This window comes from Cohnella silvisoli (assembly GCF_021190915.1).
GTDB classification, from domain to species: Bacteria; Bacillota; Bacilli; order Paenibacillales; family Paenibacillaceae; genus Cohnella; species Cohnella silvisoli.
In genome coordinates this window covers 123,200-140,621 of sequence record NZ_JAIOAP010000010.1, presented here as the reverse complement: position 1 = coordinate 140,621, position 17,422 = coordinate 123,200, and the positions used below count along the sequence as shown (strand labels likewise).

General features: G+C 49.7%; 20 protein-coding genes. 2 read left to right on the top strand and 18 right to left on the bottom strand.

The features are described from left to right. Nucleotides 1-9: 9 nt before the first annotated feature. The 10 genes from K7P76_RS18970 to zwf form a co-directional block, all read right to left on the bottom strand. Complete coding sequence (locus K7P76_RS18970) at nt 10-645, bottom strand: MFS transporter (protein ID WP_232186875.1); 636 nt, start codon at nt 643-645, stop codon at nt 10-12. Beyond that, nucleotides 645-1,469: an MFS transporter gene (locus K7P76_RS18965; RefSeq protein WP_232186874.1), complete on the bottom strand. Its 825-nt coding sequence runs from the start codon at nt 1,467-1,469 to the stop codon at nt 645-647. The genes K7P76_RS18970 and K7P76_RS18965 overlap by 1 nt, the downstream gene beginning before the upstream one ends. Before the next feature lie 92 nt (nt 1,470-1,561). Further along, a complete protein-coding gene (locus K7P76_RS18960) occupies nt 1,562-3,100 on the bottom strand; it encodes an MDR family MFS transporter (protein ID WP_309244777.1) in 1,539 nt (512 codons plus the stop codon). A gap of 18 nt (nt 3,101-3,118) precedes the next feature. Then, entirely contained in the window at nt 3,119-3,790 is a 672-nt protein-coding gene (locus K7P76_RS18955; protein WP_232186873.1) for a hypothetical protein, read from the bottom strand. Beyond that, complete coding sequence (locus K7P76_RS18950) at nt 3,783-4,469, bottom strand: hypothetical protein (protein WP_232186872.1); 687 nt, start codon at nt 4,467-4,469, stop codon at nt 3,783-3,785. Before K7P76_RS18950 ends, K7P76_RS18955 begins: the two co-directional genes overlap by 8 nt. 12 nt (nt 4,470-4,481) lie before the next feature. Continuing rightward, on the bottom strand, nt 4,482-5,105 hold the full coding sequence (locus K7P76_RS18945; protein WP_232186871.1) for a YhbD family protein: 624 nt from the start codon (nt 5,103-5,105) through the stop codon (nt 4,482-4,484). A gap of 98 nt (nt 5,106-5,203) precedes the next feature. Beyond that, nucleotides 5,204-5,311: an Rpn/YhgA-type helix-turn-helix domain-containing protein gene (locus K7P76_RS33860; protein ID WP_490166410.1), complete on the bottom strand. Its 108-nt coding sequence runs from the start codon at nt 5,309-5,311 to the stop codon at nt 5,204-5,206. Nucleotides 5,312-5,426: 115 nt separating this feature from the next. Further along, nucleotides 5,427-5,828: an Rpn family recombination-promoting nuclease/putative transposase gene (locus tag K7P76_RS18940; RefSeq protein ID WP_232186870.1), complete on the bottom strand. Its 402-nt coding sequence runs from the start codon at nt 5,826-5,828 to the stop codon at nt 5,427-5,429. 162 nt (nt 5,829-5,990) lie between these two features. Then, on the bottom strand, nt 5,991-6,614 hold the full coding sequence (locus tag K7P76_RS18935; RefSeq protein WP_232186869.1) for a cyclase family protein: 624 nt from the start codon (nt 6,612-6,614) through the stop codon (nt 5,991-5,993). A gap of 26 nt (nt 6,615-6,640) precedes the next feature. Next, on the bottom strand, nt 6,641-8,194 hold the full coding sequence (gene zwf / locus K7P76_RS18930) for a glucose-6-phosphate dehydrogenase (protein WP_232186868.1): 1,554 nt from the start codon (nt 8,192-8,194) through the stop codon (nt 6,641-6,643). A 194-nt stretch (nt 8,195-8,388) separates the two neighbouring features. Between zwf and K7P76_RS18925 the strand changes: the two genes are divergently transcribed. Next, on the top strand, nt 8,389-8,721 hold the full coding sequence (locus K7P76_RS18925) for a hypothetical protein (RefSeq protein WP_232186867.1): 333 nt from the start codon (nt 8,389-8,391) through the stop codon (nt 8,719-8,721). Between the two features lie 21 nt (nt 8,722-8,742). On the opposite strand, the gene K7P76_RS18920 is transcribed toward K7P76_RS18925, so the two are convergent. The 7 genes from K7P76_RS18920 to K7P76_RS18890 all read right to left on the bottom strand — a co-directional run bounded on the left by K7P76_RS18920 (nt 8,743) and on the right by K7P76_RS18890 (nt 13,437). Then, entirely contained in the window at nt 8,743-9,396 is a 654-nt protein-coding gene (locus tag K7P76_RS18920) for a response regulator (protein WP_304518412.1), read from the bottom strand. Between the two features lie 3 nt (nt 9,397-9,399). After that, a complete protein-coding gene (locus K7P76_RS18915) occupies nt 9,400-10,443 on the bottom strand; it encodes a sensor histidine kinase (protein WP_232186866.1) in 1,044 nt (347 codons plus the stop codon). Nucleotides 10,444-10,467: 24 nt separating this feature from the next. Beyond that, nucleotides 10,468-11,106 (bottom strand): cell wall-active antibiotics response protein LiaF, encoded by a 639-nt coding sequence (liaF, locus tag K7P76_RS18910; RefSeq protein WP_232186865.1) that lies wholly within the window; start codon nt 11,104-11,106, stop codon nt 10,468-10,470. Nucleotides 11,107-11,254: 148 nt separating this feature from the next. Next, entirely contained in the window at nt 11,255-11,938 is a 684-nt protein-coding gene (locus K7P76_RS18905; RefSeq protein WP_232186864.1) for a PspA/IM30 family protein, read from the bottom strand. A 4-nt stretch (nt 11,939-11,942) separates the two neighbouring features. After that, nucleotides 11,943-12,428 carry a PspC domain-containing protein gene (locus K7P76_RS18900; RefSeq protein ID WP_232186863.1) on the bottom strand — a complete coding sequence of 162 codons (486 nt, stop codon included), beginning with the start codon at nt 12,426-12,428 and terminating at the stop codon, nt 11,943-11,945. Nucleotides 12,429-12,432: 4 nt separating this feature from the next. After that, nucleotides 12,433-13,098 carry a PspA/IM30 family protein gene (locus K7P76_RS18895; RefSeq protein ID WP_232186862.1) on the bottom strand — a complete coding sequence of 222 codons (666 nt, stop codon included), beginning with the start codon at nt 13,096-13,098 and terminating at the stop codon, nt 12,433-12,435. A 39-nt stretch (nt 13,099-13,137) separates the two neighbouring features. Next, entirely contained in the window at nt 13,138-13,437 is a 300-nt protein-coding gene (locus K7P76_RS18890) for a LiaF transmembrane domain-containing protein (protein WP_232186861.1), read from the bottom strand. Nucleotides 13,438-13,674: 237 nt separating this feature from the next. On the opposite strand from K7P76_RS18890, the gene K7P76_RS18885 reads away from it, so the two are divergent. Continuing rightward, nucleotides 13,675-14,304 carry a C40 family peptidase gene (locus K7P76_RS18885; protein WP_309244776.1) on the top strand — a complete coding sequence of 210 codons (630 nt, stop codon included), beginning with the start codon at nt 13,675-13,677 and terminating at the stop codon, nt 14,302-14,304. 184 nt (nt 14,305-14,488) lie between these two features. On the opposite strand, the gene K7P76_RS18880 is transcribed toward K7P76_RS18885, so the two are convergent. After that, the gene (locus K7P76_RS18880) at nt 14,489-17,341 is read right to left on the bottom strand and encodes a discoidin domain-containing protein (protein ID WP_232186860.1); all 2,853 of its coding nucleotides are present in this window, start codon (nt 17,339-17,341) and stop codon (nt 14,489-14,491) included. Between the last annotated feature and the right edge of the window lie 81 nt (nt 17,342-17,422).

Here is a 17,422-nt window from a genome sequence, read left to right as displayed (position 1 = left end):
GGAGAGCACTTATTTTTTCAGGAACCAGCAAATAACGAAAGCTATGATCACAAATATTAACGAAATCGTAAAAATGTTCTGAAAGGCATCGGCAAATGCGACTTGAACTTTGGTTAGCAAATCGGGCGAAAGCCAGGGCGGGATGCCGCCGGTTTCAATATGATCGGCTGCTCCCGGAGGAAGCTGGCTCTTCAGGTGTTCGACGCCGCCTCCGATATTTTTCGCCAGCAAGCTGCCAAAGATGCTCAGTCCAATCGTAGCCCCAAGCGCTTGGAACAATTGAACGGTCGATAACGCAATCCCGCTGTGTTCCTTATCCACGGATTCTTGCACGATGAGATTGTCTCCGCCGAATAACGCCCCTAATCCGAGGCCTAGAATAAAGAAGCTAATGATGATATACAGGACAGTCGTAGAGATATCAATCCGAGAAAGAAGAACAAAACCGATAATGGGCAGGACAAAGGAAACGATGAACAAATTACGGTAGGCAATCCTCGTTATTAGGAATCCGTTCAGGATGCTTGAAGGGATGGCGCCTGCCATAAACGCGAGCATTAAGTACCCGGATACCGTCGGCGTGAGTCCCATTACGTTCTGGGCAAAAAACGGAAACGAAGCGATTCCGCCCATAATGCCAAGCATTAAAGTAATACGAGCAAGGATAACACGACAACATTACGGTTTCGAAACAGATGCAGCGGTATGAACGGTTCCTTAGCCTTCATCTCGATACGGATGAGAAGCGCGAACAGCAGGACCGATAGAGCCAAAAGACCGATTATGATTGGCGAAGACCAACTGAATCCTTGATTATCGATAAGTACCGGAGCCAAGAGTAATGACAATAACCCAAGAACAAGCGTAAAAGCACCTGACCAGTCGATCGTCCTTTTCTCCACACCTTTCGTTTCCCTCATCCCCTTGGCAAGCACGGCTGCCGCGAGAACGCCTACGGGAATATTAATCAGGAATACCCAGTGCCAGTCTATGTTGCCGACAATATATCCGCCAACCGTCGGCCCCAGAAGCTGGGGGAGGATCATCAGCGGTCCGAATAAACTTTGAATTTTGGCTCGTTGCTCTAACGGATAAGTGTCACCGATAATAACAAGAGCAAGAGGCATTAATCCTCCGGCACCGATGCCTTGGATACCCCGCCCGATCAGCAGCCACGTCATCGATGGTGCAAGTCCGCTTACGATAGACCCAGCGATAAACAGCGCCATGCAGCTTAAATATATGCGTTTACGTCCGTACAAGTCAGCCAACTTTCCTAGAATGGGCATAAACATCGTAACCGCCAGCATGTAGACACCGGCAACCCAACCGTAGAGCGACAACCCGTGAAGCTCGCGGATAATCGTCGGCATAGCGGTCGATACGACCGTCTCATCGAGCTCCGCGAAGATTAGGCCGATCATCAAACCGGTCAGCACGAGCGTCTTGTTGTTTCCTTTTTCTAACATAGTTACACCTTCCAACCTTTATTCTTGAACTGCTTCAGGTGTAACCATACGTTTCATTTATGAACTAAATATGAACGACGAAATGATTCACCTTAATGCCCTGCTGCATATTCCTCAGACTCGGCTGTCGCATCGAGCTTCTTGCTTCCCATGAAAAATGCGACAAGCAGCGCAAGTACGGCCGGAATAATCGCCCACGCGAACGTGTATACGATCGATGAAGAGAGCATTTTCGTAATGGGATCCAGAATTTCATGCGGGATATTGGCCCGTGATTCCGGTGTAAGCAACGAGTGGGGATCTTTGATGTCGAGTCCTTCCGGCAGCTTGGCCCCGCCGCCGCCCGAACCGAAGAAGTTCGTCAGCTTATTCGTGAATAGATGGCTCTGGAGAATTCCGAAGGTGGTAATACCGATTGTCATCCCGAGCGAGCGGATAAAGTTCAGCGTAGCGCTCGCAGATCCGCGCTGCCGTGCCGACAGGCCATGAATGGCCGCGTTGCCTAATACGGAGAACGATGCTCCGATTCCGAGGCCGATCAGAATCATGTACAAAGTAACGATCAATCGCGTGGAATCGGAATTAAGCGTCGCCACTAGCGCCGTTCCTGCGGCCAATATGAATAGAGTCGGAATCATGATGTTCCGGTACGGAAACTTCGTCATCAGAAAACCGCCCAATGTAGCCGTTACGACCGTTCCCACCATCATCGGCAGCAGCACAAGCCCCGAGTTGGTTGCCGATCCTCCCAGTACCCCCTGAATGAAGATAGGAATATATACGGAGGCGACTATGAACGCAGCGCCGCTAAACAACGCGCATAGAATACTCGTCGCATACAATCTGTTCTTGAATAAGCTGTACGAGATAATGGGCTCCTCTACACGCTTCTCCGTAATCAGGAAGGAAATCGCCAGCACCACGAATGCGGCGAACAGACCCAAGATCATGGCAGAATCCCAATCGTATTTTTTTCCGCCAAACTCCAGCGCGAACATGAGGCTGACAACTGCGCCAACTAGAGTAAAAGCCCCTACCCAGTCGATAGGCTGTTTGGAATGCTCATGCGATTCTTTGTAGAAAAACGCGATCATTATAAAGGCCAGAATACCCAAAGGCAAGTTAATGTAAAATATCCATTCCCACCTGATATGGTCTGTTATATAGGCGCCAAGAAGCGGACCGAAAATACTGGATAAACCGAACACCGCCCCGAAGAGACCTCCAAGCTTGCCTCGGGTTTCCAACGGAACCGCATCGAACATGATCGTAAACGCGATCGGCACGAGCGCGCCGCCCCCGATACCTTGAATCGCGCGGTACATGGCCAGCTCGGTTATGGAATGAGCTGTTCCGCATAAAACTGACCCGAGCATAAATACGATAATGCCGAATACGAAAAACTTTTTCCTGCCGTACATATCCGATAGTTTTCCGAATATCGGCATCCCTGCCATTTCTGCTACCATGTATGCGGAGGTAACCCATACGAATTGGTCCAATCCCCCTAGCTCTCCCACGATATTCCCCATCGCGGTAGCAACGATTGTATTGTCCATCGATGCCATCAGAATACCAAGCAGCAAACCCGCAATGACAATACCTAAATTGCTTTTGTGCGGTTGTTTCACTTCAAATACACACCCTATCTATATTTTTATTTTTTCCTTAACGATCGCGCTCTTGTGAATGTCCAGCGTATCCCGATATTCCACGCGGTCGATTTCACAGCCCGACCCGATCTTCACGTTATTGCCTCGCACTAAGCTTGCGCTTGTATGCTCCAGATCTACCACGTCGCCCTCAATCGATTGTGCGCTCAGAGCCGCAACATCCTCGGAGTTTATTAACCTTTTGAATACCGTTGCCTTGCTTCTCTTGAAACGGAGAGTACCCCCGCCTATTTCACGTGCTACACAAGGTCCGTACATGCTGACCTCCAGCTTCTCGGCACTTAGCAAACCATCAATTTGAAAAGCTCCGAACACCTCGAACGAGGCGGCTTCGCAATCGCCTTTAGTTTTGACATTGCCGGTAAATTTAATATCTTCTGCCCGAATGCCGGATAATACGTCTAACTCACCCCTGCCGCCGATTTTCACAGCGTGAACAATTCCCTTCACATCGCATTCGCCCGTGAGTTTCAATTCAAGAGCCCTTAAGCCTCCATTGACAGTGATCTCGCCCGTACAAGATAGCTTGATGCAATCAACATCTCCTGAGAGCACGGATTCCCCCATTATCTTAACATTGCGGAACTTTCCGCCCGCTGACGTTGTCTCTCCTACCATTTTCAGATCCCGTCTAAATTCCTCAGCCACCTGTCTTCACCCCTTTCCCTACTTTAGCGCTCGGATGTACCTTGAGCTCAGATCGATATTCAACCTTGCCGATGTTGCAGCCTTTACCGATTATTACCCGATTTCCCCTCACAACGTCCGCCTCCGTATACTCCAAATCGATATCGTCCCCTTCAATGGCAACGGCATGAAGCTCCGGCGTAAACTTGGGCAGCATCCAACGCCATAACCTACTCCATGCGCTCTTGGACGCTTGCCGGACTTGAATGAATTCAACTCCGATCTCCCTAGCTTTGCCTCTACCGTGTAGCCTCACGTTCATCCTGCCGGCATTCAACAATCCTTTAACGACAAAGGCGCCTTCCGCGTCGAAAACTTCAATCTCGCAATCCCCGCCGACGTTAAGAACTCCGTTCAACTTAAGCTGCTCTCCTCTCAGTGAACCCTTCACAGTCATATGACCATCGATAATCGACTTCCCTGCGGAAAGATGACCTTCTACTTTCATTAAGCCATCGCTATCCAACTCTTCCGAAATCAAGTCACCTTTAATCTTCGTCATTCCGTTCGCGTCGAACGTCACCGAACTTATGTTGCTTTGAACGGTACCGACACCGTCAATCTTCACCTTGCCGTATTCGCCGCCCCACGCGCTGCTGACACCGTTAATAACTAAATCAGGCTTTATAGATTGGTCCATCCTCTTCTCCTCCTACACCAATTTTCCTTTTAATTGTTCAATGCACTCGGTTACGGACAAACGCGCAATAAGCTTAACTCCGCTCTCAAAGTAAAATTCGGCAGGGACTGAAATCAATGCAAAGGAGGATACGCCCATCTTGCGTATAAAAACAAGATCACAGGGCTTGCCATTGAACTTGGGAAAATGCTCTCGCATCGTCTGGAGTAACTGCTCGCCCTCCTCCATGCTCATCTCTCCCGCTTGCAGCAGCTTGTCGACTACATAGAAATAAAGCAAAAACTCGAAGCTGTAGACCACTTTGTCGGAATCCCCGCTCGCAAACCGCTGTAAGACTACACTCGAAACAATGTTTCGTTTCATTAAGTCGATTTTTCGCATTTCATAGTCCGGCAACAAAGGGGAAAGCTTACCCGCAAGCTCATCAAGCGACAGATCGTCTTTCATATTCATGATTTTATCGATACGGGCTAATATTAAATCTTTAGGAAAAAACGTTTCCTGCCCCGTAAAAGTGGACTTTCTAATGAACCATTCCTCAGGAATAAGCTGCTTTCTCTTCCATCGGTACAACTGACCGTATGAAATGCCTTTCTCATCTAGCAGTTCCTTCTTCGATATCAAATCCCGCTCCATCATCATCCCTCCACAGACAATGTAACATAACACTGTTACGTTGTAAAGCCAAAAATAAAAGGAACCATGAGGTTCCTTTGTGCAGAACTTAAATTATATTATTCGGAATCCGTTTGTGCTAGAAGGTTAATCTCATGTACAGACAACCCCGTAACTTCCGAAATAAATGATGGTTCCATTCCCTTTTGCAACAGTTTTGCTGCGATCTCTGCTTTTCCTTTGGCTTCTCATTTGGTTTCTCCCTCAATCCGACTGCCTTCCATTGACGAAACCCAATCGCTTATTGCATGTCCTCTCGCTTCAGCTAACTCACGAATAAATTTATTGCTGCTTAGCAACTCCAATTTCTCTTCCGTCTTCGAAATAACTGGATCCAACACCATCAGCTCCTGGCTCTCCGACTTTGATCGAATCAACAAATAGTTTGGTCAAATAAAACAATGTTCTTTTAATCATATTATATTGGTTAACTACTTGCATCTCGATGTTAATTTGTTCACCGCTCGCTAGATCAGCCCGAATATCGAGCCTGCCGGTTTTTTCATCGAACATTATCTTCTTTAGTTGTTTGTTCTCAATGACCGTAAGATCTACGATCTGTTCTTGCTTTTCCTGACGCAAAATGGCATTTAGCAGGGCAATGAGGCTTTCTTTCGACTCCTCTTCTCCAAACAAACGCCCAAATATGAAATCGTTTTTCGGTTTCAATCGGTAATTAGCCAATACTTTCGCTCCTTCTAAGGGTTAGTGGGCAATACCCACGCTCTATCGGTGCTTCCGTATCGGCGTATGATATATTATAGCATGAAGCTCCATGACATATAAATCGAAAAGGGACCACGCCAACTAAGGCATGGTCCCTGCATAACTTACTTTGCAATCGTATTAATCTCCAATAAGAAACGCACGTGCCGGAGAAGCATCGATACCCGTCATTTTCAGAGGAGCGATGACCAATGTATAATTGCCCGCATTTACCTCTTTTAACCGCAAGCCCTCGACAATGATAACATCGTTGCGCATAAGCATGCGATGAGTCGGATATTCCGGTTGGGCGCGTTCGATGCCGAGCGCGTCCGTAGCGACCAATCCAACGCCAATGTCCGCTAAATACTGAGCGCCGTCATCCCGCAGAAATACGAATTCCATATCGAAATCTTCGCTTAAAGAGCTGGTTGTTTTGAACAACAGCCTCTCCCCGCGTTGAATCGCGAATGGAACCAAGTCCTCCTTGGTGATGAAACCCTTCAGATGAGTTAAATCAAGTACCCGTGCCGGGCCTACTAAACGCTCGAGCGGAATCGATTCAATCGTTGCCCCGCCCGCAAGCATATGCAGCGGCGCATCCACATGCGTACCCGTATGAACATTCATCGTCAGCAGACTTTCATGAGGCTTACCTTCGTCATGATTCTGAACGTTCGTTATTTTAGGTTTCTTATGCTCGTAGTTTTTCCATACTTGCATGCTTTCTTCGATCGTCATACTAATATCGAATATTTTACCCATTAAGCCGCCCTCCATTTCTCAGTGAGCTATTTGCCTGTATTAGTCACCCAAATCACGTTGTCTTCATCTTGACCGTTCACGGGCCACCAATGGAAACCTTCTCGCTTCAGAAGCTCCTCCGTTTTCTCCGGTCCCCATGAACCAGCCGGATAAAACTGCAGATCGCTCGAGTCTTCTCTCCAAGCCGACGCGATCGGATCTATCAGCTTCCATGCGACGGCAAGTTCATCCCAGCGCGTGAAATAAGTATGATCGCCGCGAGCGGCATCGAAGATCAGCCGTTCGTAAGCTTCCGGAGTGTTTAATCCGATCTGGCAGCTTTGGCAGAATTCCATGGCCACCGGCTGGACGGTCATATCGTTGCCCGGTTTCTTGGCATTAAACTTAATGTAGATGCCTTCCATCGGATTCACGCGTATTACAAGCAAGTTCGGCAGTAATTCCTGACGTCTGGCGAACAGAACGTTATTGGGCACGTTCTTGAATTCGATGACGATTTCCGTTGATTTGACCGGCAAACGTTTGCCGGTACGAACATAAAACGGAACGCCGGCCCAGCGGAAGTTGTCCACGAATAAACGGGCGGAGAAAAAAGTTTCGGTTACGGAAGCAGGATCTACGGAATCTTCCTCGCGGTAGCCCTTTAACTCTTTGCCCTTCGACAACCCTTGCGAATACTGGCCTCTTACGATGTTCTCGCGGACCTCTTCACCCGATACGAGATTGCGAATGGAACGCAGCACTTTAACTTTCTCATCCCGAATATCTTCCGGATCCAGTCGGCTCGGCGGCTCCATTGCGATCATCGTCAACATCTGCAGCATATGGTTCTGTACCATATCGCGCAATGCTCCGGACTTGTTGTAATAGGCACCCCGTTCTTCAACGCCGACCGTCTCCGCCAGCGTAATTTGAACATTGGCGATATGGTTATTGTTCCATAACGGCTCGAAGAAAGCATTAGACAGGCGGATCACTTCTATATTTTGAACCATTTCCTTACCCAGGTAATGATCGATGCGGAACACTTCATCCTCGCGGAATACGTGCCGGATCTCTTCGTTCAAACGTTCTGCGGACGGGTAATCGTAACCGAAAGGCTTCTCGATAACGAGTCTATGCCAGCCGGCGCTTTCCAGCATTCCTCCGTCGCGAAGGTTGCGGGAGACGTTTCCGAATAGTTCCGGAGCCAGCGCCAAATAAAACAAACGGTTACCCGGAATTTGATAATTCGTTTCCAGCTCTTCGGTATGGGCTTTTAATTGTCTAAAAGCATCCACATTCCCGATATCGAGCGATTGATATGTAAAATGTTCGACGAACGAATTCCAAGCTTCGATCTCGCTCGACTTATAACGGCAAAACTCTTGAATCGACTCGTATACGTCATCGCGAAATTGAGCGTTGGTACGCGGTCGCCGAGCCAAGCCAACGATCGCAAAACGTTCCCCTAGCTTTCCTTCGCGATACAAGCTGTATAGTGCCGGAAATAATTTACGGCGGGCCAAATCGCCCGTGGCTCCGAAAATGAAATAGACCGCTTCATGAGCGGAAATAGACTCGTTTTTGTTGTCCGTCATGGTCCTCATCTTTCTTATGTGCGGGATTAGATGATCTGATTTTGTCAAATCTCATGTACTGTAGTTTAGCACAATTAAAAGGACAATACCATGTTTATAACCGTCTTTAACCCCTTATAGGCAAACGCCCGTACACGTTTGTCCCCGGGTGAATACACTACTTCAAATTCATTATTGTAGGAGGCAAAAACGCGATGTTCGACTCTTTGTTTGAAGCAAATGAGGAATCTCTTCTTCCCTTATGCGGCCGTGCCGTATGTGTGATTATGAACGACGATACGCGGTACACCGGCATCCTGACTTCTTGTAGTCCCACGTCGATCGTTCTGAACGGTGAACGCACCCAACGTCCGGTAAAGCGCGGCCGCAAAGCGAAAATCCAAACGGAAGAGAACATACACCAAGAGGAGCAACAGAATTCGACTTCCGCTTACTGGGGTACACTGAGCTTTGGACCTTCTATGGAGTTAAATACCGCCAAAGCTGTCATCCCTCTCTCCCCTATTAGAGCGGTTATTGCGCTTTAAAACAGGTATACTGTGGCTAAACTAATCCGCCAATCCGTTGCGGTGGGCGTAAATAGCTGCCTGCGTTCGATCTTCCACGCTCAGCTTGCCGAACAAGTTCGTTAAATGATATTTGACCGTTTTGATCCCGATGAACAGGTCGTCGGCAATTTCCTGATTCGACTTCCCGAGGGCGATCAGCTTCAGTACTTCCATCTCCCGTTCGGTCAAATCCTCGTGCGGCTGCGAGGCTACTTGCTGCGGGCGCCGGAAGCGGTTCATCATCTTGGAGGCGACCTGGGATTCGAGCACGGATTGGCCCCGCGCAGCTGCGCGAATGGCATCGGCGATTTCGGAAGCTCGGGAGGTTTTCAATAAGTAGCTGAATGCTCCGGCTTCGATAACGGGATACATTTTCTCGTCATCCAAGAAGCTGGTAAGTACGATAACCCGGCATTCCGGCATTTCTTCCATAAGACGCCGTGTCGTTTCGATGCCATCCATTCCATCCATCACCAAATCCATTAACACCACGTCGGGAGAATACTCGCGAGCAAGGCGAAGGCCTTCCAACCCGTTTCCCGCTTCCCCTACTACTTCAATGCCTTCTTCCGTATTGAGAACAGCTGCCAGCCCGATTCTAACCATCTCGTGATCATCGACCAATAAAACCCGGATCATAGAGTTTTCCGCCATCCTTTAACCGCCTTCCGCCATCAAGGGCACTCTGATTTCAATTCGCGTTCCTTTGCCGGGAGCGCTGGCGATATTCAAAGATCCGCCGAGTTCGTTCACGCGCTCTTCCATATTCGTCATGCCGTAAGAGGCTTGTTTTTTAACTTGGGTATCAAAACCTATCCCATTGTCTCTAATCCCGAGCCGCACGGTATCCCCGCGACGTTGAAGCACGATATCCATCTTCGTGGCTTTTGAATGGCGGAGGGTATTGGACAGGGCTTCCTGCACGATGCGGAAAAGATGGTTCTCCACGCCTTTATTCAGCGGCAAGTCTTCATCCATATCGAGCGCGATATCCACCGGTACTTTGGTCTTCATTTCCTCGACCAGCTCCGGAATCGCTTGGACCAATCGTTTGCCCTCCAGATGAACGGGGCGCAGATGAAGCAAGAGCGCCCTCATCTCGGATTGCGCAACGGAAGCCATCTCTTCGATCAATTCTACTTGGCGGCGGGCGCGTTCGAAATCATGATCCAACGTGCGCCCGACGGCTGTAGCCGTCATGGAGATGGCGAATAGCTGCTGGCTGACGGCATCGTGCAATTCGCGAGCAAGCCGTTGACGCTCTTCCACAACCGCGCTCATTCGGGCCTTGGCAGCAAGCTCGGCATTGTTCGTGGACAACCGTTGCAAGGAAGTCACCTGATCCTCCCACTTGCGGCCAAGCTTGCCAAGCTGTTCGCCTAACCGGCCAATCTCGTCTTTGCCTAAATCCGGTAACGGCAAGTTTGGGTTTCCTTTTTCCAACATCAACATCGTATCCCTTAACAATTCCAGTCGGTGCCTGATCGGATAGCTGCGCCAGAACCCGTAAGCGGCTCCGGTTACGGTAAGCACGCCAATTGCTGTAAGGGAGTAGGATATGACCTTTCCCCAAGAGAGGAAAGATTCCGCCAGCCCATATCTTATTAATAAGTAAACGACAAGCGCGCCAACCCCGAGGGAGTAGAGCACGGCCTCGCCCATGTGACGCCAAACCATATTGGTGACTTTGCGGGACTCCATGCGACTCCCTCCTCGCGAATGTTTTTAAACGGTACGTATTTTGATATCTCCTACGAGATAGAACAATTGAAGTTTCAGCTTCTGCTCGCAGTCCTCGTAATTCGGCGACCTCCAGGATAAGCGGTGGAACATCCCGCCTTCCTTCATCTGTTTGAACGAAATTTGTCCAAGAAGCACCGATGCCTCGACTTGAAGCCCGTAATCGTCAGGCACGATCAAATCGAGGTCCCCGACCAATCCTTGCAGCACGATCGTCGTCTCTTTGTCCTCCGGCACCGCTAATGACATATCCATCCGAATTTCTCCGATCGCATGCCAGAAGCTCATCGAATGGAGCACCCAAGACTGTTCGTCAAGCCTCATGTTTAGAAATACTTTATGTTTGTTGACGTAGGTGCCGAAAGCCGGCGGCCGCGCCCGGAAATAATAAGTGCCGAGAGATACAAGCACGACTACCGCAAATAAGGCGAACTGATTAATGATCAGAACCAAGGTGCTTATGGCAATAACGATAATAGATATTCGGGACCGATCTCCCCGATAACGTTCGATACCGAGAAGCAGGAGGACAACTGCATTAACCGTTGCGTAACCCGCCACGCTACCAAGCGCGAGGTAAATTCCGGCTGCTATAAAAAGTATCGCATTGTTGGACCATTTCATGTCGGGTTACACCTCCTGCTGCCCTGATCTTCATTCGAAGTTAAAGCCATAACGGATCGGGATCCGTTATGGCTTGGACTTATATATCAACCTCAACTTGCTTCCTGACATCATAGCATATCTTATGACATGCGAGAATGCTTGTCTATTACTCTTTGGTTGCTTCAGGCTGAACACGGCTTCTCAACGCTTCAAGCTCTTGCTCTACGCGGAACGATTTTTCCGGATCAATCCGGGCCGGGGCACCGCCATAAGGTGAACCGGGGATCCGGACGACATCCGCTTCCGCTTCCATTTGAAGAATTTTTTCTTCCATACGGTGGAACCCGCGGGAAGCCGTACCGCTCTCGATCGTATGAAGCGAGCTGATTTGCGCCATTTGCTTGCGGGCTTTAGCCATCTGCGTGCGTGCCGCCAGCTCGTTGCGTTTGTTGCGAAGCTTGTAATACTCTTCCTTCATTTCATGCAACTGCATGGTTAATTCATTAACTTGCGCGCTTGCTTGACCGTGAAGGCCAGTCAACTCCGCTGCTTGTTGATCAAACTGAACTTTCTCCTCGAGCAATTTGCGAGCAAGGCCCTCATTGCCGGCACGCAAGGAATGCTCCGCTTGCCCTTCGCGATCAACCCCAAGCCTAATCACTTCATCCAAACGCTGCTTCATCCGGCGTTCAGCCGCCATTTGCTTGGCCACGGTTACTTCTGCATCATGAATTTCCGTTTCCATATCGCGGAGATATTGATTAAGCATAACGATTGGATCCTCTAATTTATCAAGCAAATCATGTACGGACGCCTTTGTCAGATCTTTCATTCTTTGGAATACACCCATTGTGTTATTCTCCTTTCGATTCCTTCTCGAATTTGGTAATTCTGGCTTTCAACTCTTCGATTTCTCTTTGCATCGACTTCTTTTCAATATCCTCCATCATTGCATCTATTCCTTGAGATGAACGCCCAGTTGCGGGAGGCGTGGATACTGCAGGTCCTGGACGAGGAGCGCCGGAAGAAGCTTGACTTGGGCCCGATCCCGGAAAATGATTAGAGCCGGGGTGCCAGCCTTGGTTGCCGTATTGCGGTTGCTCCGGATTTCTCCATCCTTGATCGAACGGGTTTGCTTCAAAACCGCTCCCATATAGAGGCTCGCGGGGAATAACGAATCCGGCGATGATATAGACGATAATCACGGAACCTGCGGAGAAAACGGTAACGACGATTAGCAAAATGCGAAGCAAAGTCGCATCGACTCCCAAATATTCCGCTAATCCTCCGCATACTCCGAATAACTTGCGGTCCCGCGACGAACGATATAATTTGCGCATTCCTTTAACCTCCTTGTTGCAGCTTGCGTTTTAATTGCTCTAATTCTCTTTCGATCGTGTTTTTGACGACAGTTCCGGCTTCCAATAACGTCTCTTGCCCCATTCGGCGAAGATCGCGCAAACTGCGTGTTTCTAGTTCGATGTCGGTCAGACGATCGTCTATCTTACGGAACATCTGGGATGTATCCGTGTTTCCCGGAGCATACCGTGCGTTCAATCTTTGTTGAAGACGAAGCGACTCCATTCTTGCCACGTAAAACTGCCGACGGTCATAGACGGATCGATACTCATTGCGAAGCTCTTGCAGCAGTTGGTCCAGATCGGTTAATTCGCTCTTGCTCTGTTCGTATAACTGACGATAACGTTCCGACCGCTCTTCATGGATGACTTTGTCCTGAAGCGCTAGCTTAGCTACGTTCTCTTCCCCTGCCTTCAGCGCTGTTAGAGCTTGCTGCTCACGCTTCACCATCCATTGCTCGGCCTCTATCCATTGCCGATGTAGATGTTCAGTATGAGCGGCGTACTGGCGGTGAAGTCCTTCGCTTTGGGCGATCTCTTGATGAGTCGACCATAGAAATTGATCAATGACGCGGACGGGATCTTCCGCTTTCTCGAGACGATCGTTTAACGAAGCCACCGTCATATCGCGCACTCTTTTTACGACACTCATTTCTATACCTCCTTGTTCCCTTGCGGCTGCTTTATTAGGTTACATTCTTGTGCTAGGATTTTTACGGCCGAGCATCGAAATACCGAACAAGATCAGTACGATTGCCGCTGCCCAGACGAACAAGAAGGACAACTTGCCTAGGAGCATGAATCCCCCGACTACCGCTATAATTCCGCCGAGCAGTCGGTTTCCATTTTTCCAAGCCACGACTCCGAGCAGGATGATCAGGATCGGTATGAGCAGTCCGAACAAAAACCCAAGTCCGAAGCCCAATTTACCGAGAATGATTAATCCCCCGAAACCGATCAGCAGCAGTGCCAGCCCATTTCCGCTTCGCATTTGCTTCACCTCTTTTCTGTAACTCGTTTAACTCATGACCTTATTGTAAACCTATCCGCTTCTATGCATAACGGACTCGCGGATGTTTTTATCCCTAGACTGTGGTCGAGGATACATACCGCCCTGCGACCTTTCCCGCTCAGACCAAGGGTTCGCGGGTATGGGAACAATTGTGGGTTTTTCCTTCTTTCCTCCTATGTTAGCGTATAGGTATACGTTAAACGGAGGTGTTGAAGCATGAAAAAACATATATTGGGATTGCTTGCCGCAGCATTGTTGGTCAGTGGTTTTAATGCCGTTCCGGTTGTTTCGGCTGCTTCTTCCGCCGTTGGAACGAATCATAATGATTCAAGTTCCGGGAACTCTAATGAAGGAACGAATAGTGGAACGACCGTTGGAGGCACCGATAATGGGTCGAATTCCGCTTCTATAGAAAAGGTCATCGCCGATGGCATGAAATATGTGGGAACGCCTTATGAGTTCGGCTCCAATCGCAACAATACGACAACTTTTGACTGCTCGGATTATGTACGTTGGATATTCAAGGAGACGCTTGGAATAAGTCTTCCGGCCGACTCTCGTCAGCAAGGCGCATACGTTAAAGACAACGGTACGGCCGAAACCGATTGGCACAACCTGAAACGTGGAGACTTAATGTTCTTCATGTCTTATAAAGGCTCCAACGCCGCAAATTATAAAAGGTTCGACAAGTCAACGGAGCGCATCACGCACGTTGCGATTTATCTTGGCAACGGCAAGATCCTTCACACGTATTCCAATGAAAGCGGAGGAGTGCACGTCGGCGAATTTGCCGGAACGGCTTGGGAACAGCGTTTCCTCTTCGGAGGCAGCGTACTTTCGAAATAGCAGCAATAATCAAAAACCCGGACCGAGATTTCCTCGTCCGGGTTTTCTATCTAGATCGTAAGGATAAAACTTATTTATCCTGTTACTTCTCCCTATGTCCGTTCAAACGCGGGAGCAAATCCGCGGGCACTGACAGAAGCTCGTTAATCGTAGAGTTGCGTGGATTGATGGTACTTTGTCTGATTTATTCGAACAGTCTAATCTCGGAAATCGACCACCAGCTTCCCGAGCTTCCCTTTAATGTAATCTTGACGTAGCGCGCTTCGGTGATCGGGAAGTTGGCCGTAACGACTTGGCCGGATCCTTCCGCGTTAGCAATCGTTGTCCAGCTCGTTCCGTTACTCGATACTTGAATGATGTATTTCCTCGCGTAATCTCCGGTGCTCGATCCCGAGTCCATCACGATGTGGTTAAACCACTGGGAAGATCCAAGGTCGATTTGGAACCATTGTCCGCTTGCTTGACCGACGCCGCCGCTCCAACGCGTACCCGCATTGCCGTCCAAGGCGTTCGCCGTGGAGCCGCCGGGTTCCGTCGACGAGGCGGAGGCAGACCATCCGGTGCGACTCTTAGCCAATTCCCCGTATACGTTCAGTTCAGAGATGGACCACCAACTGGTCGAACTGCCGGTTTGAATGATTTTCATATAACGCGCCACTTGAACCGGAAATTCCGCCACGATCGACGCCCCGCTTCCGGTACCGCTTTTTACCGTCGTCCAACTCGTTCCGTCCGTGGAAACCTGAACTTGATAGCCGCGCGGATAATCGCTGGCGGAAGCTCCCGCATCGATCAGAACCCGATCGAATGTCTGATTCTGCCCCATATCCACTTGATACCATTGTCCGTTGGCTTGGGCCGCGCCATTGCTCCATCGCGTTCCCGCATTTCCGTCCAAAGCTCCTGCCGTCGCACCGCCTGGCTCCGTGGAAGAAGCGGTCGCCGTCCACCCCGTCCGATTAAGCGCCGGCTCGGAGAAAGCATGGAACTCGGCAATGTTCCACCAGTTCGTCGTACTTGTTCCGGTTTGGGTAACCCGAATATATTGCGCGTATTGAGTCGCGAATGGAATGACCATCTTATGGCCGAAACCCGCCCCGCTCGCGACGGTCGTCCAGGTCGATCCATTATTAGAAACCTGGACGAGATAGCCTGCCGGGTAATCGTTCGTGTTGGTCGCATCCGTCTCGATCGAGATTTCGTCGAACACCTTGCTCGATCCCATGTTGACTTGGAACCATTGGCCGTTTGCTTGATTTGCTCCCGTACTCCAGCGCGTGCCGATGTTCCAATCCAGGGCATTGGACGCGGGGGTGCCCGACCCCGACACCGATGCGGATGCCGTCCAACCCGTCTGATCAAGCGGGATTGTAGCCATCCATTGCTGCCCGCCGGCGAACTTCGTTACCGTATTGATCAAATTCGAATTGGCTAGGAAGTTGCCCGTACCGAATTGGCTCCATTTCGATGCGATCGACGTCGTCGTTTCCTTGTTGATGTCGGGAACCGGGTTCGTATTCGTATTATAGAACCCCCAATTGGCGCCCCCGCCCTCCGAGACGGTGCCTGTAACCTTATAAGTCCAGTTGGTCCATGAAGCATTTAACGCGTTCAAGCCCGACATCCATTTGGACCATAAGTCATAGAAGAAATAAAAGGAATACTCTCCGGCGTACACCGGTACGTTCCATTGTTCCTGATATTGGCCCAGCTGGCTGAGCGCGTTCATGATCAACGTATTTTGCGCGTTCCAATCCTTCGAATTGGGCATATCGTACGGATGGATTTCGTACACGACGTTCGTCCACCCATATGTTGATGGCGCAGCGATCTTGTCAAAGCCGAAAAACGCGCCGAGAAAAATCGTATGGTCCGGATCGATCGCGCGTACCGCATCGTAAAGACGGTCGTAGACGTTGCTCTTGGTCGTGATCTCCGTCGATGTTTCATTGTAACTCAGCAGTGGCTCATTCATGAGATCGTATCCTGCAACTGCCGGATTGCCGTTAAAATGGGTTGCTATTCCTTGCCATATGCTTACGGCCAAGTCTTGGTTCGCCGTGTTCGTCCAAAATCCGTTCGGATTTTGCCCGGCTTGCCCGCAGCTGGCCCAGGGACAATTGCCGCCTGGCAATACGTGCAGATCGAGCAAGACGTACATATTTCTGGCTGAAGCTTCGCTGACGACCCAGTCAAGCTGCGTAAATGCTCCAGCTTTCCAAGTGCCATCCGAATTGACAAGCTCCTGCCAGCTGATAGGCACTCGCACCATGTTCATGCCCATGTCCCTGATATGATCCAGATCAGCGGTCGTGATCCACGTATTCTGATAACCATCCAGCAAAGTATCCGTTGCGCTCACTCCAAAACGATTGTACAGAGCGGTGCGCATGCTATAGTCGTCCGCTTGGGCAACATTCAATTCGGCGATGGACCACCAACTGGCTTTGCTGCCCGTTTGAATAAGCAATAAGTAGCGCGCCGTATATACGTTATCCAAAGTCAGACGAAGCTCTTGAGCGGTTCCGCTATCCTTGATCACGTTTACGGTCGTCCAATTGGTTCCGTCGGACGATACCTGAATGAGCAGACTAACCGGAGAGTCTCCAATAAACGTCCCCGCGTCGATCGAGAGATGGTCGAACGTCTTCTGGCCGCCCATATCTAATTTAAACCAGTTCGAATTAGCGGTCTGATTCGTTCCATCCGTCCAACTGGTACTTAAATTCCCATCCAATGCGTTGTTATATCCGCTGCTCCCTGATCCAGTCGCCGTCCAACCGCTTCGGCTTAAGTTTCCTTCGCCGAGCGGAGACATCCACTGCTCCATCGACAGCCAGCCGCCCAGATTCGTGCCGCGAAGCGTAACGATCGATCCGGTACCGGAATTGTTCTTCAGCACGGTACCGCTCGCTTTCAGGAAATCGCTCGATCCCAAGGCAGCATGAGCAACTTCGCGCGGGGGAATCGCCAGTAACAATCCGCTTAGAACAACTGTCAATACCAAAGCAAGCAATCCTGATCTTTTCCTAGTCATTATAATTCCTCCTCCAAATGGGTTTATGAACGGTGAAACGGTACTGCCAACTTTCCTGCAGACGGCTTCTTCCGACCTTGA

Bases quoted from the DNA above. Each gene is read 5' to 3' on its own strand.
- K7P76_RS18970 (WP_232186875.1), bottom strand. From the start codon at position 645: ATGCTTGGCATTATGGGCGGAATCGCTTCGTTTCCGTTTTTTGCCCAG.
- K7P76_RS18965 (WP_232186874.1), bottom strand. From the start codon at position 1,469: ATGTTAGAAAAAGGAAACAACAAGACGCTCGTGCTGACCGGTTTGATG.
- K7P76_RS18950 (WP_232186872.1), bottom strand. From the start codon at position 4,469: ATGGACCAATCTATAAAGCCTGATTTAGTTATTAACGGTGTCAGCAGC.
- K7P76_RS18945 (WP_232186871.1), bottom strand. From the start codon at position 5,105: ATGGAGCGGGATTTGATATCGAAGAAGGAACTGCTAGATGAGAAAGGC.
- K7P76_RS18935 (WP_232186869.1), bottom strand. From the start codon at position 6,614: ATGGGTAAAATATTCGATATTAGTATGACGATCGAAGAAAGCATGCAA.
- zwf (WP_232186868.1), bottom strand. From the start codon at position 8,194: ATGACGGACAACAAAAACGAGTCTATTTCCGCTCATGAAGCGGTCTAT.
- K7P76_RS18925 (WP_232186867.1), top strand. From the start codon at position 8,389: ATGTTCGACTCTTTGTTTGAAGCAAATGAGGAATCTCTTCTTCCCTTA.
- K7P76_RS18920 (WP_304518412.1), bottom strand. From the start codon at position 9,396: ATGGCGGAAAACTCTATGATCCGGGTTTTATTGGTCGATGATCACGAG.
- K7P76_RS18915 (WP_232186866.1), bottom strand. From the start codon at position 10,443: ATGGAGTCCCGCAAAGTCACCAATATGGTTTGGCGTCACATGGGCGAG.
- liaF (WP_232186865.1), bottom strand. From the start codon at position 11,106: ATGAAATGGTCCAACAATGCGATACTTTTTATAGCAGCCGGAATTTAC.
- K7P76_RS18905 (WP_232186864.1), bottom strand. From the start codon at position 11,938: ATGGGTGTATTCCAAAGAATGAAAGATCTGACAAAGGCGTCCGTACAT.
- K7P76_RS18900 (WP_232186863.1), bottom strand. From the start codon at position 12,428: ATGCGCAAATTATATCGTTCGTCGCGGGACCGCAAGTTATTCGGAGTA.
- K7P76_RS18895 (WP_232186862.1), bottom strand. From the start codon at position 13,098: ATGAGTGTCGTAAAAAGAGTGCGCGATATGACGGTGGCTTCGTTAAAC.
- K7P76_RS18890 (WP_232186861.1), bottom strand. From the start codon at position 13,437: ATGCGAAGCGGAAATGGGCTGGCACTGCTGCTGATCGGTTTCGGGGGA.
- K7P76_RS18885 (WP_309244776.1), top strand. From the start codon at position 13,675: ATGAAAAAACATATATTGGGATTGCTTGCCGCAGCATTGTTGGTCAGT.
- K7P76_RS18880 (WP_232186860.1), bottom strand. From the start codon at position 17,341: ATGACTAGGAAAAGATCAGGATTGCTTGCTTTGGTATTGACAGTTGTT.